Here is a 25202-nt window from a genome sequence, read left to right as displayed (position 1 = left end):
TGGCGTCCACAGCGGGTCGCCCCCTTGCCGTTCGGGCTTGTGGTGAGCTCGCGCAACGAGCGTATCGTGTTGGTGACGGCAGTCAACGGTGCGCGATAGAGGAGGGGCCCGGCATGACGGCATTCTCGCTCAATCCGGAGCAAATTGCCTGGTGTGCGGAGCTGCGCACCCTCGCCGACGAGCGGCTGCGCCCGCTGGCGGAGAAGGGTGAGCCGGGGCGCGTGAACCGGCCGCTGCTGGAGGCGCTGGGGGAACTGGGGCTGCTCGAAGTGCTCTTCGCGGGGGAGGCCCCAGGCGCCGGGCCCGCATCCCGCGCCCCGCACGCCACCTCCCGCGCCCCGCACGCCACATCCGGAGCCCTCGGTCTCTGCCTCCTGCGCGAGTCCCTCGCCTACGCCTGTACGGAGGCCGAGACCGCCCTGGCCCTGCAAGGCCTCGGCGCACACCCGGTCGCCGCCCACGGCTCCGCGCGCCAGCGCGAACAGTGGCTCGCGCCGGCCCGAGCGGGGCGCGCCGTCGCCGCCTTCGCGCTCTCCGAGCCCGGGGCGGGCTCGGACGCCGCCGCGCTGGCCCTGCGTGCCGCGCCGGACGGCGCGTCCACCTGGCGGCTCACCGGCGAGAAGTGCTGGATCTCGAACGCGCCCGAAGCCGACTTCTACACCGTCTTCGCCCGTACGACCCCCGGCGCCGGCGCCCGCGGTGTCACCGCCTTCCTCGTGCCCGCCGACCGGGCGGGCCTCACCGGCACGCCGCTGGACATGCTCTCCCCGCACCCGATCGGCTCCCTCGCCTTCGAGGGCGTGACGGTCACCGGCGAAGACGTACTCGGCGAACCTGACCGCGGCTTCCGTGTCGCCATGACCACCCTCAACCGTTTCCGCCCCAGCGTCGGCGCCTTCGCGGTCGGCATGGCGGCGGCGGCCCTCGACGCGACACTCGCGCACACCGCGGGGCGGGACGCGTTCGGCGGCAAGCTGAAGGACCTCCAGGCGGTGGCGCACCAGGTCGCGGAGATGGCCACCCGGACCGAGGCGGCCCGCCTCATGGTGCACGCGGCAGCAGCGGCGTACGACCGCGGCGAGCCGGACATCGCCCGACGCGCCGCCATGGCGAAGCTCCTGGCCACGGAGACGGCGCAGTACGTCGTGGACGCCGCGGTCCAACTGCACGGCGCGCGCGCCTTGCAGCGGGGGCATCTGCTGGAGCACCTGTACCGCGAGGTGCGGGCACCGCGCATCTACGAGGGGGCGAGCGAAGTCCAACGGGCCATCATCGCCAAGGAGTTGTACGCCGCGCAGGCCGACCCGCAGGCCGCACCCCGCTCCACCCCGCAGCCCGCGACCCGTCGGCAGTCCGCCACCCGTGAGGAGCCCTCCGCATGAGCATCGCGCGCGTCAACCCCATCGAACTCTCCCCGGCCACCGGCTTCTCGCACGCCGTCACCGCGACCGGCGGCCGCCTCGTGTTCCTCGCGGGCCAGACCGCGCTCGACGCCGAAGGCAAGGTCACCGGCGCCACCCTTCCCGAGCAGTTCGAGAAGGCGCTGACCAACCTCCTCACGGCCCTGCGCCACGCGGGCGGCACCCCGGCCGACCTCGCCCGCGTCACCGTCTACGCCACGGACGTGGCCGACTATCGCGAGCAGGCCGCACAACTCGGGCGTATCTGGCGGAAGTTGGCCGGGCGAGACTATCCCGCCATGGCGGTGATCGGCGCGGTCCGCCTCTGGGACGAGGAGTGCCTGGTGGAGCTGGACGGGGTGGCGGTCATCGACTGAGCCACATAGCGTCAGGGCCACCATCGGCGAGGAAACGGGGAGGCCATGGCACGGATCGAGCTCACGGCGGGACCGATCGAGTACGAGGACACCGGAGGGGCGGGCACCCCGCTCGTCCTGCTGCACGGCCTCGTCCAGGACGGCAGCGTATGGCGTCATGTCGTCGAGGCATTGCGGGACCAGTTCCGCTGCCTGGTGCCGACCCTCCCGTACGGCAGCCATCGCGTCCCGCTGAAGCCGGGCGCCGAGCTGACGCCGCTGACCATGGCGCGGCTGATCGGGGAGTTCGCCGACGCGCTGGAACTCGGCGACGACGCGGTGTTCGTCGAGAACGACGCCGGGCGGCTCCAGCAGCTTGCGGCCGAACGCCCCGACCGCGTCGGCCGGATGGTGATCGCGGGCTGCGAGGCCTTCGACAACTACCCGCCGGGCGCGGGCGGCAAGATGCTGGACACCGCCGCGCGCGTCCCGGGCGGTATCGCGTTCCTGGCTCGCGTCCTGTCCGTACGCGCCCTGCGCCGAGTCCCGGGCACGGGATTCGCCCTGATGGCCCACCGCCCGGTCCCGCACGACCTGACGGACCGCTGGATCGCACCGCTGCGCACCGACCCTGTGGCCCGTCAGATCCTGATCCACTATCTGCGGTCGGCACGCAGGACGGAGATGCTGGAGGCGGCGGAGGCCCTGCGCACGTACGACAGGCCGGCCCTGGTCGTCTGGGGCAAGCAGGACAAGATGCTGCCCCCGGAACACGGCCGCAGATTCGCCGAGTTGCTCCCCAAGAGCCGTCTGGTGGAACTGGACGACTGCCGCACTCTGATCCCGCTGGATCGCCCCGACGGCCTGGCGGCAGCGATCCGGGAGTTCGTGGCGGCAACGTGAACCGGCGCCTCAGCCGCGGCCCTCGAACGACGTAGTGGCGAAGGCGGTCATGTCACGGGTCGTCGTGCCGTCGGTGAGCCACCAGTGCGTGGGATCCTCGCCGTAGAGGCCGAACAGTGTGCCGGGGGCCCACGTCAGGATCAGCTCCTCCTTGCCGTCGCCGTCGAAATCGGCGGCGGCATACGGGCGGGCGTGCCGCCACCGTGCCGGGGTCTTCTCGCCGTCGTCGCGCGCCGGGCCCTCCCGGAGGATCTTCGTGCGCTTCTCGCCCTCGATCAGCAGGGCGCCCTTGTCCGTGGCGACGAGGATGCCGTCCTTGCCGTCTCCGTCGGGGTCGGCGGCCGTGTAGTCGCCGGGCCCGTAGTAGGAGTTGGTGCTGGGCGGGATCTTGTGGGTGATCGGCTCGCCGCCCTTGCCGGGGTAGACCGCGAGGGAGGCGACCACCTCCGGCGCCTCGCCCGTGTCCGGTTCGTTGTTGCGGCCTCCGTCGTCGCCGATGGCCAGATCGCGGATGCCGTCCCCGTCGTAGTCGCCGAACGCCACCGCGTTGCCCTCGCGCAGCGGGACGGGGGTGCGGGAAAGGCCGCTGCCGTCGCGCGCCGGGTAGAGGACCGCGCCCGTCTGCTCGCCGTCGTCGTCCTCGTGGACGAGGAGACCGGTCGCCCGCGCCTTGCCCGACGGGTCGATGTCGTCCGCGGCGAGCCAACTCCCTGTGCCGGGCCGGGTGTCGGTGCGGGCCGGAGCGCCGGAGCGGGTGACGGGGCCGTACAGCAGGGTCACGGACCCGTCCTGCCTGACCGCCGCGATGTCGTGGTGCCCGTCCCCGTCGAAGTCGCCGCGCACCGGCCGGGACAGGCCCTCGCTCGACCCGCCGTCCGGCGCCTGGAGCCGGGTCGGCTGCGCGTCGGTCTTCGGCCCGCTCGGGCCGCCCCAGCCCACGGTCAGCACCCCTCGCGGCGCGGGCCTGTCGACGGAGACGAAGTCGGGGTAGCCGTCGCCGTCCAGGTCGGCGGTGGTGGCGATGCCAGGGCTGTAGTCGTATACGGCGTGTGTCGACGGGTCGAGCCCCTTGGCGGAGCCGAAGACGACGGCGGTCCGCCCTTCTCCGTTCTCCCTGGTGGGGGTCACGGGCAGGAGCAGATCGCGGTGCCCGTCGCCGTTGATGTCGTCCGGGTCCTTGGACCCCTTGCCGTCGGAGGGCAGGGGACGAGAAGCGGTGGGCGTCGACACGGGGTTGCCGCCGCCCTTGGAGGGCGAATGCTTGCCGCGGTCGGCCTGCTCACCGCACCCCGCCGCGAGAAGGGCGAGCGAGGCACAGAGCACGACGAGGGCGCGTGTGCCGGGGACGGGGGTGCGATCTGCCACGCACCCACCCCAGCACCGCGCCCTCGTACATCTCCAGACACGACCGGCGATCGTTGCCCAGTCGTGTCGGGGGAGCCGGGCCGCAGCCCGTTTCTAGATGTCCCGGAACGTCTCGATCTGCGCGCCCACGGAGTTGAGCCGCTCGGCCAGCTCCTCGTAGCCGCGGTTGATCACGTACACGTTGCGCAGGACGGACGTGCCCTCGGCCGCCATCATCGCGAGCAGCACGACCACGGCGGGCCGCAGCGCGGGCGGGCACATCATCTCGGCGGCGCGCCAGCGGGTCGGGCCCTCCACCAGCACCCGGTGCGGGTCCAGGAGTTGGAGGCGGCCGCCGAGGCGGTTCAGGTCGGTCAGATAGATCGCGCGGTTGTCGTACACCCAGTCGTGGATCAGCGTCTTGCCCTGCGCCGCCGCCGCGATGGCCGCGAAGAAGGGGACGTTGTCGATGTTCAGGCCGGGGAACGGCATCGGGTGGATCTTGTCGATCGGCGCCTCCAGCTTGGAGGGCCGGACGGTGAGGTCGATCAGACGCGTACGGCCGTTGTCGGCGAAGTACTCCGCCGTACGGTCGTGGTCGAGCCCCATCTCCTCCAGAACCGCGAGCTCGATCTCCAGGAACTCGATCGGGACGCGGTTGACGGTCAGTTCGGACTCCGTGACGACCGCGGCGGCGAGCAGGCTCATCGCCTCGACCGGGTCCTCGGACGGCGAGTAGTCCACGTCGACGTCGATGTCCGGGACGCCGTGCACGGTGAGGGTGGTCGTACCGATGCCGTCGACCTGCACGCCGAGCGCCTCCAGGAAGAAGCACAGGTCCTGGACCATGTAGTTCGACGAGGCGTTGCGGATGACGGTCGTGCAGTCGCTGCGCGCCGCGGCGAGCAGGGCGTTCTCGGTCACGGTGTCGCCGCGCTCGGTCAGCACGATCGGCCGGTCGGGGACGACGTCACGCGCGACCTCCGCGTGGTAGAGCCCCTCGGTCGCCGCGATGTCGAGCCCGAAGCGGCGCAGCGCGATCATGTGCGGCTCGATCGTGCGGGTGCCGAGGTCGCAACCGCCCGCGTACGGCAGCTTGAAGCGGTCCATGCGGTGCAGCAGCGGGCCCAGGAACATGATGATCGAGCGGGTCCGGATCGCGGCCTCCGCGTCGATCGCCTCCATGTCGAGCTTGGCCGGCGGCACGATCTCCAGGTCGACCCCGTCGTTGATCCAACGGGTGCGGACGCCGATCGAGCCGAGCACCTCGAGGAGGCGGTAGACCTCCTCGATGCGCGCCACGCGGCGCAGCACCGTGCGTCCCTTGTTGAGCAGGGAGGCGCAGAGCAGCGCCACGCAGGCGTTCTTGCTCGTCTTGACGTCGATGGAGCCGGAGAGCCGGCGGTTGCCGACCACGCGCAGATGCATGGGCCCCGCGTACCCGAGCGAGACGATTTCACTGTCGAGAGCCTCGCCGATACGGGCGATCATCTCAAGGCTGATGTTCTGGTTGCCGCGCTCGATGCGGTTCACCGCGCTCTGACTTGTGCTGAGCGCCTCGGCGAGCTGCGACTGCGTCCAGCCCCTGTGCTGACGGGCGTCGCGGATGAGCTTGCCGATACGTACGAGGTAATCGTCTGCCATGTTCCGCAGGTTATCTCAGATATGAGATGACGCACGAGCTGGGGTGGGCCATACGGGAAATGACCGATTCAGTACGGAAGTTCCCGTACGTCGCGTCGCCCTCCCGGGTCAGCCGCATCCGCAGGATGCGTGCCGCCCACCGTGCACCGCGGCCTGCGCCGTGAGCCGAGGCCCGGCCGCCGCGCGCGTCACCCGGGCGGCGGCGGCGCGCCCGGCCGACGAGTCGGCGTCATGCACCACTGTGCCCCCGGTCAACGTCAGACGCACTTCGGAAGAGCTGATATCGGCCACCGGACACCGCGTCACATCGCGGTCGAGCAGCACCAGATCGGCCGACTTCCCCGTTTCGACGGTCCCGGTCCGATGGTCCATACGGAGCTGACGCGCCGTACCGAGGGTGTGCATGAGCAGGGCCGACGAGCGGCTCAGCCCTTCCTTGTCCCGGTACAGATCACCCTCGCCCTCTGCTCCGAACCGGTCTACGGAGGTACGTACCTGGTTCCACACCTGGAGCGGATCCACAGGCCAGTCCGAGCCACCGGAGAGCCGCGCCCCGTGCCGCTCCAGACTGCGCGCCGGGTACTGCCAACGGTGGCGCCCCGCACCGATGTACGGCAGCAGGGCGTCCATGGTCCAGGTGTTGCGGGTGGCCCACTGGAGCTGCATGCAGGGGATGACGCCGAGCTGCGCGAACCGCGGCAGGTCGGCGGGGTCGACGAGTTGGAGATGGGCGGTGGTGTTGCGCAGGCCGCGCGCCCCCGTCCTGCGCAGGGCGTACGCGTACCCGTCGAGGGAGGTGCGGACGGCGCGGTCACCGATGGCGTGCGCGTGCATCTGCCAGCCCTCCTCGTTGAAGGCGGCGGTCAGCCGGCCGTAGTCCGCCGCCGACACGTACAGGTCGCCGCGGTGGTCGGTGGGCCTGCCGTCCTCGTCGAGATAGGGCTTCAGGAGCGCCGCGGTCTGCGCCGGGTACTCGATGACCCCGTCGAGGAACACCTTGACGGTGCCGAACCTCAGCGCGCGTACGTCCTCGAACTCCTCGCGGAGCCCTCGCGCGAACGCCACCGCGGCGGCCGGGTCCTTGGTCTTGTCGGTGTCGATGCGCAGGGCGGGCACGATGCGCTGCGGCAGCTTCCCGCTCTCGGCGAGCGCCTTGTAGAGGGCCAACTCGCTCTTGCCGACGACGGCTTCCATGAACGTGGTGATCCCGGACGCGGCGGCCTCGGCGAAGATCTTCGCGGCGGCGGCGACCAGCTGCTCCTGGTCGGGCTCGGGGATGTGCCGGGTGACGAGCGGCTGGGCGTCGTCCTTGAGCACGCCGGTGGGCTTGCCGTCCCGGCCCTTGACGATCTTGCCGCCGACCGGGTCCGGGGTGGACGCGGTGATGCCCGCGATGTCGAGGGCGCGCTGGTTGACCCATATGTTGTGCCCGTCGCCGCCGCGCAGCGCCACGGGCCGCCGGGTCGGCAGCGCGTCGAGCATGGAGTGGTGGGGTGCGGTGCCGTGCGGAAGGAGCCCCACCGGGTTCCAGTCCTCCACCACGAGCCACCCGTCGGGTTCCTGATCGGCGGAGTCCTTCAGGAACGCGGTCAGGGTCTTCTGCAGCTCGGCGACGGTCTGCTCGGCACCGGCGAGGGAGGGGCGCAGCGAGCGGCTCGCGGCGTCCATGGGGTGGGCGTGCCCGTCGTGGATGCCGCTCATCAGGGTCCCGCCGGCCGCGTCGACGACTTCGGTGTCCCGCCCGATGAACCGCATAAGCGAGGAGTCGCTCCCGACGGCGAGGATCTTCCCGTCCCTGCCGACGGCGACGGCTCGCGCGTGGTCGTGCTGCCGAGTGCCGGTGAAGACACGGGCGTTGTGCACGACGAGGGCGGCGGAGCGCCGGGGGGAGGCGGCGGCGGGCGCACCCACCGCAGCGAGCAGCCCGGTGGCCCCGGCGGAGGCGAGGAGGCCGCGGCGGGAGAGGGGGGAAGTGTGCGGAGAGGGCATGGGCGCTCCAGGGTGCGGTCTACCCCCGACACTGACGATGTGCCGCGGGGTATATCGGGTGGGTGGGCGGGAAGGATCCGCCGCGCAGCGGCGGCACGAACGCTGGCCGAGTAAGGCGTTAACCAGAAGCCACCCGCTTCGACGGAATCCGCATCCGTACGATGAGCCCCGTGCCCAGGCCAACCCTCGCCGACATAGCCCGCGCCGCGGAGGTGTCGACCGCGACGGTCTCGCACGCCCTCAACGGCACGGGCCGCCTGGCCGCCACCACCCGCCGCAGGGTGAGGGAAACCGCCACCGCCCTCGGCTACGCCACCCCCCGCACCGCCCCGCGCACGCGGACCCTCGGCGTCGCGGTGACCACGTACGCGAGAGCCTGGAACTACGCCGAGGTCGCCTACTTCTCCCGGGCCCTCACCGCGGCCACCTCCGCGGCCCACGCGCACGGCTACGCCCTGACCACACTGCCCGCCGACCGCGCAGCCGACGACGCGTGGCATGGCCTCGCCGTCGACGGCATGCTGATCATGGACAGCCCGCGCGGGGACCCGATGGTCCACGCGCTGCGCGCCCGCGGCATCCCGCTCGTCTTCGACGGCGTCCCCGGCGACCCGCGCCCCGGCGACCACTGGGTCGACAACGACCACGAGACGACCACCCACGAGGTACTCGACCACCTCGCCGCCTCCGGCGCCCGCCGCATCGCCCTGCAGTCCGGCAGCGGGGATGAGCACTATGCGCGCGCGGTGACACAGGCGTACGCCGGGTGGTGCGCGGAGCGCGGCGCCGATCCGCTGATCGTGCCCTTTGACGAGACGGACGGCCAGGGGAGGGCGTTCGACGCGCTGTTGCGGGGCCCGGACCGAGCCGACGCCGTCTACGCGGCGTACGACCCCGGCGGCCGACAGCTCCTGGCCGCGGCGGCCAGGCTCGACCTGCGCATCCCCGACGCACTACGGGTGGTGTGTGCGAGCGAGGACCCCGGATACGCGACGACACGACCGCCGGTGACCACGGTGACCCTGAACCCGGAACAGACGGCACGCGCAGCCGTCACCCTCCTCGTGGACCTGATCGAGGCAGGCCCGGCACCGACCTCGGTCGTCGTGCCGGCGGGCCTTCTGGTGCGCGACTCGTCACGCGGGGGTCCCCCGTCCGCGCCAGGGCATGCCGGACTGTGAGCGGGCGCACTTCGTCGTCGCGCCGGGTCATGTACTAGAGTTATCTCGACATCGAGATATCTGCCGAGGCGCACCAGAAGCCGCCACCCGGTAAGGGTTACCTAACTAAGCCTTACCTTAGCGGATCGACGAGGAGTCGTGGCGGCAGGATGTGACGGAAACGCGCACATATATGAAGGAGACTGTCGTGTCGGCGAACAGCTTCGACGCCCGCAGCACGCTGCGCGTGGGCGACGAGTCGTACGAGATCTTCAAGCTGGACAAGGTAGAGGGCTCCGCGCGGCTGCCCTACAGCCTGAAGGTCCTCCTTGAGAACCTGCTCCGCACCGAGGACGGCGCGAACATCACCGCCGACCACATCCGTGCGATCGGCTCGTGGGACTCCCAGGCCCAGCCCTCGCAGGAGATCCAGTTCACGCCGGCCCGCGTGATCATGCAGGACTTCACCGGCGTGCCCTGCGTCGTCGACCTCGCCACCATGCGTGAGGCCGTCAAGGAGCTCGGCGGCGACGCGGACAAGGTGAACCCGCTCTCCCCGGCCGAGCTGGTCATCGACCACTCCGTCATCGCCGACAAGTTCGGCACGGCGGAGGCCTTCGGCCAGAACGTCGAGCTGGAGTACGGCCGCAACAAGGAGCGCTACCAGTTCCTGCGCTGGGGTCAGACCGCCTTCGACGACTTCAAGGTCGTCCCCCCGGGCACCGGCATCGTCCACCAGGTCAACATCGAGAAGCTGGCGCGTACGGTCATGGTCCGTAACGGCCAGGCCTACCCCGACACCCTGGTCGGCACCGACTCGCACACCACCATGGTCAACGGCCTCGGCGTCCTCGGCTGGGGCGTCGGCGGCATCGAGGCCGAGGCCGCGATGCTGGGCCAGCCGGTCTCGATGCTCATCCCGCGCGTCGTCGGCTTCAAGCTGACCGGTGAGCTGCCCGCCGGCACCACCGCCACCGACCTGGTGCTGACCATCACCGAGATGCTGCGCAAGCACGGTGTCGTCGGCAAGTTCGTCGAGTTCTACGGCGAGGGTGTGGCGGCCACGAGCCTCGCCAACCGCGCCACCATCGGCAACATGTCGCCCGAGTTCGGCTCCACCGCCGCGATCTTCCCGATCGACGACGAGACGCTGAAGTACCTGCGCCTGACCGGCCGCGACGAGCAGCAGGTCGCGCTCGTCGAGGCGTACGCCAAGGAGCAGGGCCTCTGGCTCGACCCGGCCGCCGAGCCCGACTTCTCCGAGAAGCTGGAGCTCGACCTCTCGACGGTCGTCCCGTCGATCGCCGGTCCCAAGCGCCCGCAGGACCGCATCGTCCTCGCCAACGCCTCGCAGCAGTTCGCCCAGGACGTACGCAACTACGTCACGGACGACGAGGAGGCCGGCAAGGAGTCCTTCCCGGCGTCCGACGCCCCGGCCAGCGCCAACGGCATCCCGACGAAGCCGACCACGGTCACCGCCCCCGACGGCTCGACGTACGAGATCGACCACGGCGCCGTCACCGTCGCCGCGATCACCTCCTGCACCAACACCTCGAACCCGTACGTCATGGTCGCCGCCGCGCTCGTCGCGAAGAAGGCCGTGGAGAAGGGCCTGACCCGCAAGCCGTGGGTCAAGACCACCCTCGCCCCGGGTTCCAAGGTCGTCACCGACTACTTCGACAAGGCGGGGCTCACCCCCTACCTCGACAAGGTCGGCTTCAACCTCGTCGGCTACGGCTGCACCACCTGCATCGGCAACTCGGGCCCGCTGCCCGAGGAGGTCTCCAAGGCGGTCAACGACGCCGACCTGGCCGTGACGTCCGTCCTCTCCGGCAACCGGAACTTCGAGGGCCGCATCAACCCCGACGTCAAGATGAACTACCTGGCGTCCCCGCCGCTGGTCGTCGCGTACGCCATCGCGGGTTCGATGAAGGTGGACATCACCAAGGACGCGCTCGGCGCGGACCAGGACGGCAACCCCGTCTACCTGAAGGACATCTGGCCCTCCGAGGCCGAGGTGAACGACGTCGTCGCCAACTCCATCGGCGAGGACATGTTCAACAAGTCCTACCAGGACGTCTTCGCGGGCGACGCCCAGTGGCAGGCCCTCTCGATCCCGACCGGCAACACCTTCGAGTGGGACCCGCAGTCGACCTACGTCCGCAAGCCCCCTTACTTCGAGGGCATGACGATGGAGACCACCCCGGTCTCCGACATCGAGGGCGCCCGCGTCCTGGCCAAGCTGGGCGACTCGGTCACCACCGACCACATCTCCCCGGCCGGTGCGATCAAGGCCGACACCCCGGCCGGCAAGTACCTCACGGAGCACGGCGTCGAGCGCCGTGACTTCAACTCCTACGGCTCGCGCCGTGGCAACCACGAGGTCATGATCCGCGGCACGTTCGCCAACATCCGCCTGCGCAACCAGATCGCGCCGGGCACCGAGGGCGGCTTCACGCGTGACTTCACGAAGGAGGACGGCCCCGTCTCCTTCATCTACGACGCCTCGCAGAACTACCAGGCGGCCGGCACCCCCCTCGCGATCCTCGCGGGCAAGGAGTACGGCTCCGGTTCGTCCCGCGACTGGGCCGCCAAGGGCACCGCGCTCCTCGGCGTCAAGGCCGTCATCGCCGAGTCGTACGAGCGCATCCACCGCTCGAACCTCATCGGCATGGGCGTCCTGCCGCTCCAGTTCCCCGAGGGCCAGACCGCCGAGAACCTCGGCCTCACCGGCGAGGAGTCCTTCTCCTTCACCGGCGTGACCGAGCTGAACGAGGGCCGCACGCCGAGCACGGTCAAGGTCACCACCGACACCGGCGTGGAGTTCGACGCGGTCGTCCGCATCGACACCCCCGGCGAGGCGGACTACTACCGCAACGGCGGCATCATGCAGTACGTGCTGCGCTCGCTGATCCGCAAGTAAACGCGACAGCAGCGTAGTTGGGCCCGTACCCCCCTGACCGGGGGTGCGGGCCCTACGCTTTGTGTGCGGGGGAAAGCGCGGCGGCGACGGGGGATCGTGTGGACGCTGGAGCAGTCGGAATCAAGGTCGCGTCCTCGGTCGTGGTGCCGTTGCTGAAACGGCTGCTGCTTCCGCCGCCCAAGGCGCCCGGCGCCGAGTACACCGAACAGCCCGTACGGATCAAGGGGTTGCTCTCCTTCGCGGGGGACCACCCCTCGCTCAGCAAGGACGACATGCACCGGCTGGCCCGGGAGCTGGTGCGCCGGGCGGTGCGCGCCGCGGGACCGCACGAGCGGCCGATCGCGGACGACGAGCACGACGCCGTCGGACAGGCCCTGACCCGCACTCTCTTCGCCCTCGGCGAGCTCGACATGGACGACGTACAGGTCTTCGTGCTCGGACCCGACGAGCTGGCCAGGGAGCTGTCACGCAAGGCCGGGCCCGACACGCGCAGGCTCCTCACCCGCGACGCGGCACTCTTCCACGACGTACTCCTGCGGACCGCCTGCGTGCACCTCGTGCGGTTCTTCACCCAGCGGCCCGGGTTCGCGGCCCGCGCGCAGCTGGAGGAGTTCCAGGAACTGCGGCGCCAGCGCGACCAGTTGGAGGTCATCCTGCGCCGCGTATCGGGCGACGACTGGACGGCGGCCGACGCCCGCTTCGAGGAGGACTACGCACGCTACGTCGTCAAGCGCCACGGCAGCCTCACCCTCTACGGAGTCGATCTGCGTGACCCCCGCGGCAAGGAATGGCCCCTGGAGAGCGCCTACCTGAGCCTGCGGGCCGTCGCGACGGCCGCCGCGGACGACGAACCGGACGTGGACCGCGAGGGGAGGCCCGCGCAGGTCGAGGAGAGCGTCGAGACCGTTCTGGTCGGACACCGGCGCGTCCTGCTGCACGGGCTCGCCGGTACGGGCAAGACGACGCTCGTCCAGTGGCTGGCCCTGACCACCGCGCAGCAGGACTCGGTGCCCGGACATCTGCCCCAGCTCCTCGGGCGCGTCCCCTTCGTCCTGCCGCTGCGCACCCTGGTCCGTGAAGGCACCGAACTGCCGCTGCCCGACGACTTCCTGCGCCGGATGGGCTGCCCGCTGGCCGGCACCGAACCCGCGGGATGGACGGCCCGTCTGCTGCAGAACGGCCGCGGAGTCCTGCTCATCGACGGCCTCGACGAGATCCCCGCCGCCGACCGCACCCGCACCCGGGACTGGCTGCGCGATCTCCTCGCCGCCTTCTCCGGCAACATCTGGCTCGCCACCACCCGCCCCTCCGCGCTGGCCCCCGGCTGGCTGGAGCGCGAGGGCTTCCACGAGTTCACCCTGAACGCGCTGCGCCCCGACGACCTGCGGCGCTTCATCCAGCGATGGCACACGGCCGCCGACGCGCGCGAGGGAGAGGACGACGCGCTGATCCAATCCCTGCGCGCACGACCGGAGTTGAGCAGGCTCGCCACCAACCCGCTGATGTGCACGCTGATCTGCGCCCTGCACAGGGAACGCAACGGCTATCTGCCCGCGGGCCGGGCCGCCCTCTACAAGGCGGCCCTGTCCATGCTGCTCGAACGGCGCGACGTGGAGCGCGGCCTGCGCGGCCTCAAGCTCAGCGAGGAGGCCGCCGCCGAACCCCTCAAGCGCCTCGCGTACTGGCTGATCCGCAACGAACGCACCCAGATCGAGCGCCCCGACGCCGTGGACCTCGTCCGCAGGCTCCAGCCCCAGGTGCCGAGCCTGCAGAAGATGGGCGAACCGGAAGACGCCCTGCAGTACCTCATCGAACGCACCGGAGTGCTCCGCGAGCCCGCGTCGGGGGCCGTGGACTTCCTGCACCGCACGTTTCAGGATTATCTCGGCGCCAAAGCGGTGCTCGAAGAGCGGGACTTCGGCATTCTGGTGAAGAACGCCCATGCCGACCAGTGGGAGGACGTGGTGCAGATGGCCGTCGCGCAGAGTGATCACAACGGACGTGCCGATCTGCTCATGCGGCTCAACGACCGGGGCAACCGCGAGAAGGACGCGACGGTCCAGGCCCGGCTGCGACTGCTCGCCCTCGCCTCGCTGGAGCAGGCCACCCGCCTCGACCCCGCCGTGCGGACGACCATCGAGGCCGAGGCCGCGCGCATGGTCCCGCCGCGCAGCCTGCGCCAGGCCAGGCTCCTAGCGCGCACCGGGCCGCTGCTGCTCGGCCTGCTGCCGGGCGCGGGCGAGCTCGACGGCGACGAGGAGCTCGCGACCGTCCACGCGATCTGCCAGATCGGCGGTGACGCCGCCATCCCGCGCCTGCGGGAGTTCCTCGGCACCCGGCAGGCCGTGGTTCGAGCCCAACTCCTCGGCCACTGGGACCGGTTCGAGACCGGGGTGTACGCCGACGAGATCATCCGGCCGCTCCTCACCGCCGACCCCTCGCAGGCCGTCACCGTACGGTCGAGCGCCGAACTCGAAGCGCTCGCCGCGCTGCCCGGCTGCGAACGCGTAGGCATACATGGCGACTTCACTCCGGAGGCCGTACGCGCGGCCCTCGACCCGCAGCGCCTGCGCGAGCTCAGGCTGCGCGGCGCGCTCCAGCTGGACGACCTCGGGCTGCTCGCCGACTTCCCGGCACTGGAGAGCCTCACCCTGCAGGGCTGCCGCAACCTCCGGGAGCCCGCGCCGCTCACCCGGCTGCCCGAGCTGCACACCCTGGTGCTCGATGATCTGCCGCAGTTCGAACCCCTGGCGAAGTTGGCCCAGTGCCCCCGCCTGCGCGCCCTGCACCTGGGTCTGCAAGTGCCCTGGCGCGGGCTCGCCGACCTCGCGGGCCTCGGGGACCTGCGGGTCCTTGCGCTGCCGATGGGCACGGTCGAGCTGGCGGAGATCGGGCACTTCCGGGCGCTGGAGGAACTGCGCCTGCACGAAGCGGGGGAGCGGCTGCTGCCGGACGGGTGGGGCGCGCTGCTCGCCCGACTGCCCGAGCTGCGCACCCTGACGCTCTCCCCGGAGCAGCTGAGCACGCTGCTCTTCGATCCCAAGGCACAGGTCTCGCAGGTCACGCACCTGTACGTGTACGCGAAGCCGGGCGCCCTCGTGTCGCTGCGGCGTATCGCCCGGCGGCTGCCGGGCCTCGTCGAGATCCATCTCACCCAGGGAACCGACATCGATCTCTCGCATCTGGCGGGCCTGTCCGAGCTGCGGAGGGTCAGGCTCGCGTACCCGGGAGAGGTCCGTGCGGCGGCGAATCTCCCGGACCGGGTCGATCTGGAGATTTACCCGCAGCCCTGATGGGAAGGGGGGTAAGTTCCACAGGTCCGAGCTGAGTTGGCGCTCCAGGGGGAAGCGGGAAAACGTCGGATGGGCAAGCCGCAAACGCCACTGCTGTACGGGCGCGGTCCTCTGGTGGGCTCACTCATCCCGTCGCTCACGGGTCTTGCGTACGACGAACGGGCGCGCACGAAACGGGAGTTCGGTGACGACGTGCCCGTGGTCCTGCTCACCGGGCAGCACGGACTCGGCCGCAGCGCGGTCCTCGACGGGCTCGCGCGGAACTACCGCAACAGGCTGCCACTGGCCCATGTGCGGGTCCTGGTGCCGGGAGCGTCCGCCGCGGCACCCGTCGTGACCGCACAGGCCGAGGACGTGCCCGCCACGCCCGCGGCCGACTTCGTGCAGATCCTCGAGCGGATCGTGTGCGCGCTCGCACCCGGGCTCGGCCTCTTCCCGGTCCTGCTGCCCGGCCTGTTCGCGGTGTCCGGCTGGTCCCTCGCCGACGCCGACGGACGGGACGCCGTGTGCGCGCGGCACGCCAGGCTCCTGATCGCCTGCGGGGTGATGGCCGGGGGCGAGCGCGACGTGGCGCGGCAGTGGTCGGAGCAGGTCGTGGCCTCCGTCGACGCGGCGACCGAGGCGGCGGCCTCCGGTGCCGACGTGGCGGACGACGACGCCACGCAGCCGGTCACCGCGGCGATCCTGCGTGAACTCCAGTCCCTGCGCGGCCTCACCACGGCCCGCAACTGGTACGGGCAGCGGCACACCATGCCCGAGGGGGAGACGGGGAAGCCCGATGCCCTCCTTGAGCTCGGCCGCCGCTTCCACCGGGGCGGCGACTACCGCCACGCCGTCGAGAACACCCTCATGGCCGCCTTCCTGGAGGAGGTGGCCGCCGCCTACGGCCTGGTGCGGCACCTGAACCGTGAACCCTGGCCGCTGATCCTCCTCGACGAGGCGCACGCCCCCGCGGGGCGGCGCTTCCTGGACCTGCTGCTCGAACACCGCGCCGGCGCGCAGCGACCCCACCGCGACCGGATCACCGTCGTCGCCACCCGCCTCGGGGACGTGCCCGAGGAGGAGGCGCCGCAGGCGGTGCGCCGCGAACTGGCCGACCTGCTGCCGCCCGTGGGCAGCGCGCGGCGCAAGCAGGCCGCCGCCATCTGGCAGCGCGCCGGACACGATCCGTCCGCCGGACTGCTCGTCGTGCCGCTCACGCCGCTGGGCAGGGACGACGTCCTGTCGATGCTCGACCGGGCCTCGGCGCGGCTCCTCCACCCCCACCTGGCATCGGCCCTGCACTCGCTGACCGGCGGGCACCCCTCGGCGAGCACCGTGCTGTGCGACGCCGTGGTGCACGCGGCCCGGCACCACCGCGCGGTGGCCCCCAGGGACCTGCTCGACCTGCCCACGCCGCAGGGCCGCCCGGTCACCCAGGTGCTCCTGGAGGATCTCCTGCCGGACCGGCGGCAGCGCGACCGGCTCCTGGTGCTGTGCCTGGCGCGGGACAACGCGACCGCGGAGGCCCTCGCCGAGGATCTGCGCCTGGACGGGCCCGAGCAGTTGCCGGCCAACGCGGCGGCGCAGTACCTGGTGGAGCGGCAGTGGCAGCAGTCCGTGCCGATCGATGCGCCGTTGGTCGAGAGCAAGCTCCTGCAGGCGCTCCTCGTCCACGAGGCGCGCCGCACCTCGCCGCCGCCCGACGACCCGCACAGCTGGCACGAGATACACCGCTTCCTGCACCGCTACCACGTGCAGCGCACCGCCCGGGGAGAAGCGGACGCGTTGCGGCACAACCTCGCCGCCGGGAACGCGGCGGGGGCGGTCGAGATGCTGGCGGACGAGTTCGGCGCGGAGGAGGCGGTGCAGAGCGTCGAGCACTGGCTGAAGTGCCTGCGGCACTGCGCCACCGCCCCCACCCCGCCGTCGAAGAACACCGCGGTGGACGCGAACTCCCAGGACCAGCCGGGTGGTTGGAGCGACCACCGGGTGGAGATCGCGCTCGGCGAACGCGCCGCCCAGTTCGCCCACCTCGACGAGGCGGGCCGCAGCATCAACCGGCTCCTGCACGCCCTGTGGTACCTGTCCGAGCCGTACGCCGACGCGGCGATCGACCCGGATGCCGAGACCCTGTGCCAGGCGGTGGGTGACGAACTCGGGTTCCTCTCCCGCCGCCACCGCACCTGGTACGCGGCCCTCGGCAGAGCAGCCCGCGACTGGCCGACGGCCGCCCGCAAACGGCAGGTCCTGCCCGTCCCCGCCAGTGAGGGGTCATGATGTTCAAGAACCCGCCCAAGGAGTGGGGCCCCCTCGAATGGCTCGTGGCCGCGGTGGTGGTCATCGCCCTCGTCGGCGGCCTCATCACGTGGAACAGCTCGCGTCCCGGTCCGTGCGGTGAGGGCCTGGAGGAGATCGCGGGGGAGTGCGTCGGGGTCACCGCCCAGGCCTTCGACGCGGACGAGGAGACCAAGAGCCTCATCAAGGCCGTGGCGGACGAGAACGCCCGCGTCCGGCAGGACTGGGAGAACCCCACGGACGACAGGGCCCCCATCCCCTACGTACGGGTCGCCCTGATGATGCCGTTCACATCGAACGCGTCGAGCGCGATGACCGGCGACATGATCCGGCGCTCCCTGGCGGGCGCCCTCGCCGCGCAGCTCGAGGCGAACAGCGCGAGCGGGCCGCACTACCAACTGCTGTTCGCCCCCGACGGCAAACACCTCAGCGAGTGGCGGCCCGTCGTCGACCGTCTCGCCGAGCTGACGCGGGACAAGGCGGCCCCACTGGTCGGCGTGACGGGCATCCCCAGCAGTACGACGGAGACCCGCGAGGCGGTCGCCGAGCTCACCGGGCGCGGCATCCCCACGGTCGGCCCGGTGATCACCGCCGCCTCCATGAACTTCCGGTACTTCTTCAAGACCTCGCCGAACAACGAGCAGTTCGCCGAGGCCCTGTCCCGCTACCTCGACCGCTATCCGCAGAAGGAGAAGGGCCTGCTGCTGTGGGACAGCCGCGAGGGTGACGTGTACTCCCAGAACCTGCGTGAGGTCTTCGACCGGCACTTCGGCAAGACCTACGACCTCAAGAACCACAACTCCCACTACATCGGCTCGTCGGGAGACGACCAGGGCATCCCGCAGCGATTCGCCGACGCCGTCGCGCGGATCTGCCGCGACCAGGCGGACACCGTCTTCTTCGCGGGCCGGGACCAGGACCTGCCCGCCTTCATCAACCGCCTCGCCAATGAGGGCGGTTGTGACCGCGGCGGCCACAAGCTGCGGATCCTCAAGGTCGGCATCGGCCTTGAGCCGACACTCACCGCCGCCGGCATCGAACGCAGCCTGCGCAGGGCCAACGCCATGATCGTCGACGCGTCGGCCTACGACCCCGACTGGGCGAAGGATCCCGGCGAAGCACCCTCGGGCTTCTCCCCCTTCCACGCCCGCTTCAAGAAGATCCAGAGCGAGCACGAGCTGGGAACCAAGCCCCTGGAGGACGGGTACGCGGCCATGTACTACGACGGGTTCGCACTCCTCGCGTCCGCCGTCGACCGCTCGTACAGCGAGATCACCGAAGGCGGCCACACGGAGCGGCTGCCCTCCACCAAGGACGTCTACAGCACGCTCACCTTCTCGACGATCAACGGCGGCACATGCACGGGCTGCCTCGTCGGCGCGGGCGGCACCTATGGGTTCACCGGCCCCGGCGAGAACAACCAGTGGGCGGTCTGCAAGCCCGTCCCGGTCATCGAGTTCCCCCCGGTGGCCCGCTCCGGCGACAAGAAGAAACTGCCGCTGTACCGGACGTTCCGGGGGGACGAGGAGAAGAGCTGCCCCTCCTGAGCTACGCGGGGAAGCCGCCGTACGGCACGGTGATGATCTCCATGGCGTGGCCGGACGGATCCAGGAAGTACACGCCCCGGCCGCCGTCGTTGGTGTTGAACTCACCCGGCAGCTTCTGCTGCGGATCGGCCCAGTGCTCGATGCCGCGCGCCCTGATCTTCTCGTACGCCGCCTCGAACTCCGTCTCGGAGACGAGGAACGCGTAGTGCTGCGGGGTGATCTTGTCCGCGGGGATGGTGGCGAAGTCCAGGGTGACGGAGTTGCTCAGCTGCACCGCGATGAACGGGCCCCACACCGAGGCGATTTCGAGTCCCATCAGGTCCGAGAAGAACTCGGCGGACTCCCGGTTGCCCCGGGCGTGGATGATCGTGTGGTTCAGTTCGACTGACAAGGAATGCCTCCAGAAGGCATCTCCCGACACCTCCATGCCTCACCCAGCCGGTGACCGACACGCGATGTCGCCGTGGATCTTAGCCACGGCGACATCACGCTGTCGAGCGATTACCTGCGACGCGTCTCAGCTGAGCAGTTCCACCTCCGCCAGCGTCGCGGACCCCTCGGGCACGAGCCGGTAGTGGCGGTACGTGCCCGGGGCGTCGACCGTGAACACCCGGGTCTGCTTGTCCCAGGCGAAGGACTCGCCGGACCGCTTGTCCAGCTCCTGCCACTTCTCGCCGTCGGACGAGCCCTGAAGGACCCAGCCGCGCGGCGCCTTCGCCTTGTCGGACGATGACGTCAGCGTGTACTGCACGGCCTTCGTTTCCTTGGCGACCGGAAGGTCGACGGCGGTGTCCGACGACGCGTCCGTGTCGGAGGTGTTGTCGAAGAGCGCGCCGTCACCCTTGATGGCGTCACCGCGCGGCGACGGCACCTCGTCGTCCTGTGTGACCGACGTCGGCTGGGCGTTCTTGCCCGTGCCCCACGCCGACGGCTTCGGCCCCATGTCGAACTCCAGGACACCACCGCGGGCGATCTCCTTGTGGGGGAGCGCCGTCGAGGTCCACTTCTTGCCGTTGACCTTCAGGCCCTGGACGTACACGTTCTTCGCGCTGTTCTTCGGCGCCTTGACGACCAGGTCGCGCCCGCCGTCCAGATGCACGGTCATCTTGGTGAACTGCGGGGAGCCGATGGCGTATTCGCCGCTGCCCATGACCAGCGGGTAGAAGCCGAGCGAGGAGAAGAGGTACCAGGCCGACTGCTCGCCGTTGTCCTCGTCGCCGTGGTAGCCCTGCCCGATCTCGCTGCCGGTGTAGAGGCGGGAGAGGACCTCGCGGACCTTCTCCTGCGTCTTGGACGGCTCACCGGCCGCGTCGTACATGTAGGCGGCGTGGTGGGCGACCTGGTTGGAGTGCCCGTACATGCCCATGCGTACGTCGCGTGCCTCGGTCATCTCGTGGATGACGCCCCCGTAGGAGCCCGCGAACTCCGCGGAGCCGGTCTCCGGAGTGGAGAAGTACGTGTCCAGCTTGTCGCCGAGTCCCTTGCGGCCGCCGTAGAGGTTGGCGAGGCCGCGTGAGTCCTGCGGGGCGGTGAAGGCGTAACCCCAGGCGTTGGTCTCCGTGTAGTCGTGACCCCACACGCGCGGGTCGAACTTGTCGGAGGGGACGCGCCACTCGCCCTTCTTGTCCTTGCCCTGGAAGAAGCCAGGCGCGGTGCCTCCGCCCGCCGCCTTGTCGTCGAAGAGATGCACGTAGTCCCGGGCGCGGTTGAGGAAGTACTCCGACTCCTCCTTGTAGCGCTTCTCGCCCGTCTTCTTGTAGAGGGCGTGGCCCATCCGCGAGATGCCGTAGTCGTTGAGGTAGCCCTCGAGCGCCCAGGACAGGCCCTCGTGGGTCTCGCTCGGCGTGTAGCCGAGGAAGGGCGAGGTCTCCATGCCCTTGCGGCCGACGCCCGAACTCGGCGGCACCACGGTCGCGTTCTTCAGCGCCGCATCGTACGCGTCCTTCGCGTCGAAGTCCACGCCCTTGACGTAGGCGTCGGCGAACGCCACGTCCGACGAGGTGCCCGTCATCAGGTCCGCGTAGCCCGGCGACGACCAACGCGACGTCCAGCCACCGTCCTTGTACTGCTGTACGAAACCGTCGACCAGCTCACCCGCCTTCTTCGGCGTGAGGAGCGAGTAGGCGGGCCAGGTCGTGCGATACGTGTCCCAGAAGCCGTTGTTGACGTACGGCTTCCCGTCGACGATCTTCGCGCCGGTGTGGGTCGGGGTGTCCGGTCCCGTCTGCGGCGAGAAGGGCGACGCGTACTGGTACTTCGACTTGCCGTTCGCCGAAGTGACCTTCTCGAAGCCCGAGTTGGGGTAGAGGTACAGGCGGTACAGGCTGGAGTAGAGCGTCGTGCGCTGGCCCTCGCTCGCGCCCTGGACCTCGACCTTGCCGAGGATGTCGTCCCAGCTCTTCTGCGCGCGGTTCTTCACGCGCTCGAAGGAGCTGCCCGACGGGATCTCGCGGTTCAGGTTGGCCTTGGCCTGGTCGAGGCTGATCAGCGAGGTCGCGAGGCGCAGGTTCACCGTGCGGTCCTTGCCCGGCTTGAAGCGCAGATAGCCGGTGACGTCACCGCCACCCCCGCCGTCGAGCTTGCCGCCGGCGGTGACGGGCGAGTCGAAGGTCCCGTACACGAAGAGGCGGGTGGCGCCGGTGGAGAGCCCCGACTTCACGTCCGAGTAGCCGCTGACGATCCCGTTCTCCTCGTCGAGGGTGAGGCCGCCCTTCTCGGAGACGTTGTCGAAGATGACGCTCGCGTCGTCACCGGGATAGGTGAACTTCATCATCGCCGCGTGATCGGTCGGGGCCATCTCGGCCTTCAGACCGTTCTCGAACGTCACGCCGTAGTAGTGCGGGCGTGCCGTCTCCTTCTCGTGCTTGAAGGGCAGCGCGCGCTTGGTGCGGGACGCGGACGGCGTGTCCTTGTCGACCGACGGCATCATCTGGAAGGTCTGCCGGTCGCCCATCCACGGGCTCGGCTCGTGGCTCGCGCTGAACGCCTGGATCGTCGGCAGGTTGTCCGCGTTGTTGCCGCGCGCGTAGTCGTAGAGCCAGCTCAGGGAGCCGGCGTTGGTCACCGGCGTCCAGAAGTTGAAGCCGTGCGGTACGGCCGTCGCGGGGAAGGTGTTGCCGCGCGAGAAACCGCCGCTGGAGTTGGTGCCGCGGGTGGTGTCCGCGTAGTCCGATGGGTGGGCCTTCGGCTTCGCCGGGGCCTTCTCCTTCAGGGACACGTCGTCCACCCAGCCACGGAACTTCGCCGGGCCCTTGGGGGAGTCGTACGCGACGAGCACCCGGTCGACGGTTTTGCCGCGCGCGACCTGCCCGATCCGCGCCTGGACGTTGTTCCACTGGTTGACGTAGAGCCCCTTCGCGGCGCCCTGGCCCTGCGGCGTCAACGGGAAGCCGTGCTGGTCCATCGCCTTGAGGTCACTCAGATAGGTGCCGTCGGTGAAGGCCAGGTCCACGGACACGTTCGTGGCGTCGTAGTCGAGGTCACCCTCCGCCATGGACGGGAAGACCCGGTAGGACAGCTCGGTGTCACGCCGCACCGAGACGTTCACGTCGAAGACCTTGTTGTACGAGTAGCCGCGCCCGTCCACCTTGTGGGTGCCCGCGTAGCGCAGCGCGCGCTTGCCGGTGAACCCGGCGCCCGACTTCGCGGTCGGGGAGCCGCTGGGGCCGCGGTCCACGAGGGAGAGCATGTCCTCGGGGTCGGGCGTCTGGCTGCCGCCGACGGAGAGGTGGACGTCGGAGAGCTGGAGGGCGTCGGACGCGCCGTTGTTGGCGGTCACCTCCAGGCGGTAGTGCGCATACGTGGTGGAGTTCTCGAAGTCGTACTTCTTGGTCTGGTGGCGCTTGTCGAACGCCTCACCCTTCCGGGTGTCCAGGACCTTCCAGTCCTTGCCGTCGGTGGAGCCCTTGAGGGTCCAGTCCTTGGGGTCGCGCTCGGCGTGGTCGTTCGCGGACGTCAGCGCGTACGTCACCGTCTTGGCGGGCTCGTCCAGGTCGTACTCGACCCAGCCCGTCGGCTCGAACGTGAGCCACTTGCTGGTGGGCTCCCCGTCGACCAGGTTCTCCTTGACCTCGCCGCTCCCGGAGTTCTCACCGCTGGCGCGGACCTCCGTCACGTGGTCGTTCACACTTCCGGGTATCCCCGAACTGAACGCGCCGTTGACACCGGCGGTCCGCTTCTTGCCGTCGGGACCGGTCTCCACGGTGTTCAGCCAGTCGGGCTGCGCCTCGCCCTCTTCGAACGAGGAGACGAACTCCTTGGCCGCCTTGGGCGGTTCCTCCGGCTTGGCGACGGCTGCGCCCTGCGCTGTCGCGACGAGCGTGAACGCGGCCGCTCCCAGGACCGCGGCCGAACGGTGGTGTCTGAAGCGAGGTCTGCGTGATCTGTGCGGCATCCCCGAACCCCTCCCTGCGAGTCGGACAACGTTGTCACATCGCTGCGCAGGGTCCAGTAGGGCGGCAAGTGGTGTGTGGTGTCAAGGCTGTTGAAAGCGCCGAACGGGGCCTGGAGGGGGGCGGGGGCCGGGGGAAAGTCCAAGGGGTACGGGAGAAAGTCCAATGAGGTGCAAGTGAGCGCCAGGGAAGATCAAGGGGAGGGAGTGACGGCGGGTCCAAGTCGCGGCCGATCCGTTCGGCTGAATTTGCTCACGCCGTGAACGAACCAGTCCGTATCTCCGCGAGGTCTCAACTCGGGAAAGACTGCTGGCCGAGGCTGCGTTCGATCTTGCTCTGCTGCCGAGAAGTGGACTATACCTATCGGCACCCTGAGTGGCGGGTGCGAGCCCTTGCCATGTAGTTGTCGCACGCAACGCACCACGAAAGCTTCAACTGACCCGCGGTGTCGGGCCCTTCGCCACTGGCGAGCTGTCGGGAGCCCCGTACGCCGCCTGAGTCCTGGAAGGCGAGGACTTGAGCATGGGATCCACCAGCATCAACCGTCGTGACGTGATGAAGAGGGCGGCGGCCACCAGCCTTCTCGCAGTGCCGGCCGTGGGCGCCCTGAGCTCGTGCGCGAGCGGTGGCGGAGAAGAGAACAAGGCGGAAAAGGGCGAGAAGTCCAAGAAGAACCCGCTCGGCGTGAAGGACGACGCCGCGCTCGCCGTGGTCGTCTTCAACGGCGGTTACGGCGACAAGTACGCCCAGTTCGTGACCGACATGTACAAGAAGCGGTACCCGGACTCGGACGCCGGCCAGAAGTCGACGACGAAGGTCGCCACTCAGGTGCAGCCGAAGATCGTCCGCGGCAAGCCGACGGCCGACGTCATCAACAACTCCGGCGCCGACCAGATGAACCCCGGCAAGCTGGTCTCCAACAAGCAGGTGGCGGACCTCACCGAGCTGCTCGACGCGCCGTCGTGGGACGACCCGAGCGTCAAGGTGCGCGACATCCTCGCCCCGGCCGTCGAGGCGAGCGGCAACTTCGGTGGCTCGGGCACCTGGCAGGCCGGCATCTCGCTGACGGTCTACGGCACCTTCTACTCCAAGAAGCTCCTGGAGGAGGGCCTGGACTCCGAGTACCCCAAGACATGGGACGAGATGCTCGCGGTCTGCAAGAAGGCCAAGGCCAAGGGCATCCACGGCTGGAGCTACCCGGGCGGCCACCCCCGGTACATGTTCTTCAGCATGTACACGATGTTCGCGCAGCGTGGCGGGCGCGAGATCGCCACGGCCATGGACCACCTGGAGCCGGGCGCCTGGAAGAACGACGCGGTCAAGGACGTCTTCGAGGCCTGGGAGGAACTGGTCGCCAAGAAGTACGTGTTGACCGGCTTCGACGGCACCGAGGCGCACACCGAGATGCAGACCGCCTGGACCAAGGGCGGCAAGTGCGTCTTCGTGCCCAACGGTTCCTGGGTGGAGAACGAGGCCAAGGACACCACCCCGAAGGACTTCGGGATGTCATTCGGCCCGAGCCCGTCACTGGACTCGGGCGACAAGATGCCGTTCGGCACGATCAACGCACCGGCCGGTGAGTTCTACGTCGTCCCCGAGAAGGCGAAGAACCGGCAGGGCGGCCTGGAGTGGTTGCGGGCGATGTACAGCAAGGAGGCCGCCCTGAACAACTTCAGGGAGCTCTCCGCCCTCCCCGTGGTCAAGGGAGCCATCGACGGCCAGAAGCTGCCGTCGGGTGTGGCCAGCGTGCAGAAGGCGATCGAGGCCGCCGGCGACAACGTCGTCATCGCGAAGCACATGGACTGGTACAACGAGCTGTTCCGCGAGGACTTCAACGACATGATCGCCAAGTTCATGCTGGGCCAGATCGGCACCAAGCAGGCCATGGACATCATGGAGAAGGCCGGGGCCCGGATCCTCAAGGACCCTGACGTCGTCAAGGTCAAGAAGTCCTGACCAGCGGCTGATCGACCGA

The 25202-nt window shown here is 70.0% G+C and carries 14 protein-coding genes; 9 read left to right on the top strand and 5 right to left on the bottom strand.

Annotation, left to right across the window (positions count from 1 at the left end; all coding sequences use genetic code 11):
- The first annotated feature begins 113 nt into the window (after window positions 1-113).
- From ACIBCK_RS12775 to ACIBCK_RS12765, 3 genes are read left to right on the top strand one after another with little or no spacing between them, the layout of a single operon-like run.
- A complete protein-coding gene (locus tag ACIBCK_RS12775) occupies window positions 114-1382 on the top strand; it encodes an acyl-CoA dehydrogenase family protein (RefSeq protein ID WP_399389512.1) in 1269 nt (422 codons plus the stop codon).
- Entirely contained in the window at window positions 1379-1777 is a 399-nt protein-coding gene (locus ACIBCK_RS12770; protein WP_399389510.1) for a RidA family protein, read from the top strand. Before ACIBCK_RS12775 ends, ACIBCK_RS12770 begins: the two co-directional genes overlap by 4 nt.
- A 45-nt stretch (window positions 1778-1822) precedes the next feature.
- The gene (locus ACIBCK_RS12765) at window positions 1823-2659 is read left to right on the top strand and encodes an alpha/beta fold hydrolase (RefSeq protein ID WP_399389508.1); all 837 of its coding nucleotides are present in this window, start codon (window positions 1823-1825) and stop codon (window positions 2657-2659) included.
- Between the two features lie 9 nt (window positions 2660-2668).
- Here ACIBCK_RS12765 and ACIBCK_RS12760 read toward each other — a convergent pair whose 3' ends face one another.
- The 3 genes from ACIBCK_RS12760 to ACIBCK_RS12750 all read right to left on the bottom strand — a co-directional run bounded on the left by ACIBCK_RS12760 (window position 2669) and on the right by ACIBCK_RS12750 (window position 7636).
- Complete coding sequence (locus ACIBCK_RS12760; RefSeq protein ID WP_399389506.1) at window positions 2669-4024, bottom strand: FG-GAP repeat domain-containing protein; 1356 nt, start codon at window positions 4022-4024, stop codon at window positions 2669-2671.
- A 93-nt stretch (window positions 4025-4117) separates the two neighbouring features.
- Window positions 4118-5647 (bottom strand): helix-turn-helix domain-containing protein, encoded by a 1530-nt coding sequence (locus ACIBCK_RS12755; protein ID WP_399389504.1) that lies wholly within the window; start codon window positions 5645-5647, stop codon window positions 4118-4120.
- Window positions 5648-5755: 108 nt separating this feature from the next.
- Window positions 5756-7636: an amidohydrolase gene (locus ACIBCK_RS12750; protein WP_399389502.1), complete on the bottom strand. Its 1881-nt coding sequence runs from the start codon at window positions 7634-7636 to the stop codon at window positions 5756-5758.
- A gap of 161 nt (window positions 7637-7797) precedes the next feature.
- Here ACIBCK_RS12750 and ACIBCK_RS12745 point away from each other — a divergent pair, with 161 nt between their 5' ends.
- The 5 genes from ACIBCK_RS12745 to ACIBCK_RS12725 all read left to right on the top strand — a co-directional run bounded on the left by ACIBCK_RS12745 (window position 7798) and on the right by ACIBCK_RS12725 (window position 18836).
- Complete coding sequence (locus tag ACIBCK_RS12745; protein ID WP_399389500.1) at window positions 7798-8817, top strand: LacI family DNA-binding transcriptional regulator; 1020 nt, start codon at window positions 7798-7800, stop codon at window positions 8815-8817.
- A gap of 187 nt (window positions 8818-9004) precedes the next feature.
- Complete coding sequence (gene acnA, locus ACIBCK_RS12740) at window positions 9005-11719, top strand: aconitate hydratase AcnA (protein ID WP_399389498.1); 2715 nt, start codon at window positions 9005-9007, stop codon at window positions 11717-11719.
- A 98-nt stretch (window positions 11720-11817) separates the two neighbouring features.
- On the top strand, window positions 11818-15012 hold the full coding sequence (locus ACIBCK_RS12735) for an NACHT domain-containing protein (protein WP_399389496.1): 3195 nt from the start codon (window positions 11818-11820) through the stop codon (window positions 15010-15012).
- Between the two features lie 69 nt (window positions 15013-15081).
- Window positions 15082-17271 (top strand): ATP-binding protein, encoded by a 2190-nt coding sequence (locus tag ACIBCK_RS12730; protein WP_399389494.1) that lies wholly within the window; start codon window positions 15082-15084, stop codon window positions 17269-17271.
- A complete protein-coding gene (locus tag ACIBCK_RS12725) occupies window positions 17268-18836 on the top strand; it encodes an ABC transporter substrate-binding protein (protein ID WP_399389492.1) in 1569 nt (522 codons plus the stop codon). Before ACIBCK_RS12730 ends, ACIBCK_RS12725 begins: the two co-directional genes overlap by 4 nt.
- A gap of 1 nt (window position 18837) precedes the next feature.
- Here the strand turns inward: ACIBCK_RS12725 and ACIBCK_RS12720 are convergent, their stop codons facing one another.
- Together ACIBCK_RS12720 and ACIBCK_RS12715 are read right to left on the bottom strand one after the other, a co-directional pair.
- Window positions 18838-19227 carry a VOC family protein gene (locus tag ACIBCK_RS12720; RefSeq protein WP_399389490.1) on the bottom strand — a complete coding sequence of 130 codons (390 nt, stop codon included), beginning with the start codon at window positions 19225-19227 and terminating at the stop codon, window positions 18838-18840.
- A gap of 126 nt (window positions 19228-19353) precedes the next feature.
- On the bottom strand, window positions 19354-23229 hold the full coding sequence (locus ACIBCK_RS12715; RefSeq protein WP_399389488.1) for a GH92 family glycosyl hydrolase: 3876 nt from the start codon (window positions 23227-23229) through the stop codon (window positions 19354-19356).
- A gap of 520 nt (window positions 23230-23749) precedes the next feature.
- On the opposite strand from ACIBCK_RS12715, the gene ngcE reads away from it, so the two are divergent.
- Window positions 23750-25183 (top strand): N-acetylglucosamine/diacetylchitobiose ABC transporter substrate-binding protein, encoded by a 1434-nt coding sequence (ngcE, locus tag ACIBCK_RS12710; protein WP_399389486.1) that lies wholly within the window; start codon window positions 23750-23752, stop codon window positions 25181-25183.
- Window positions 25184-25202: the final 19 nt, after the last annotated feature.

Source organism: Streptomyces sp. NPDC051218 (assembly GCF_044455475.1).
GTDB lineage: Bacteria > Actinomycetota > Actinomycetes > Streptomycetales > Streptomycetaceae > Streptomyces.
This window is presented reverse-complemented; position numbering and strand designations above follow the sequence as displayed.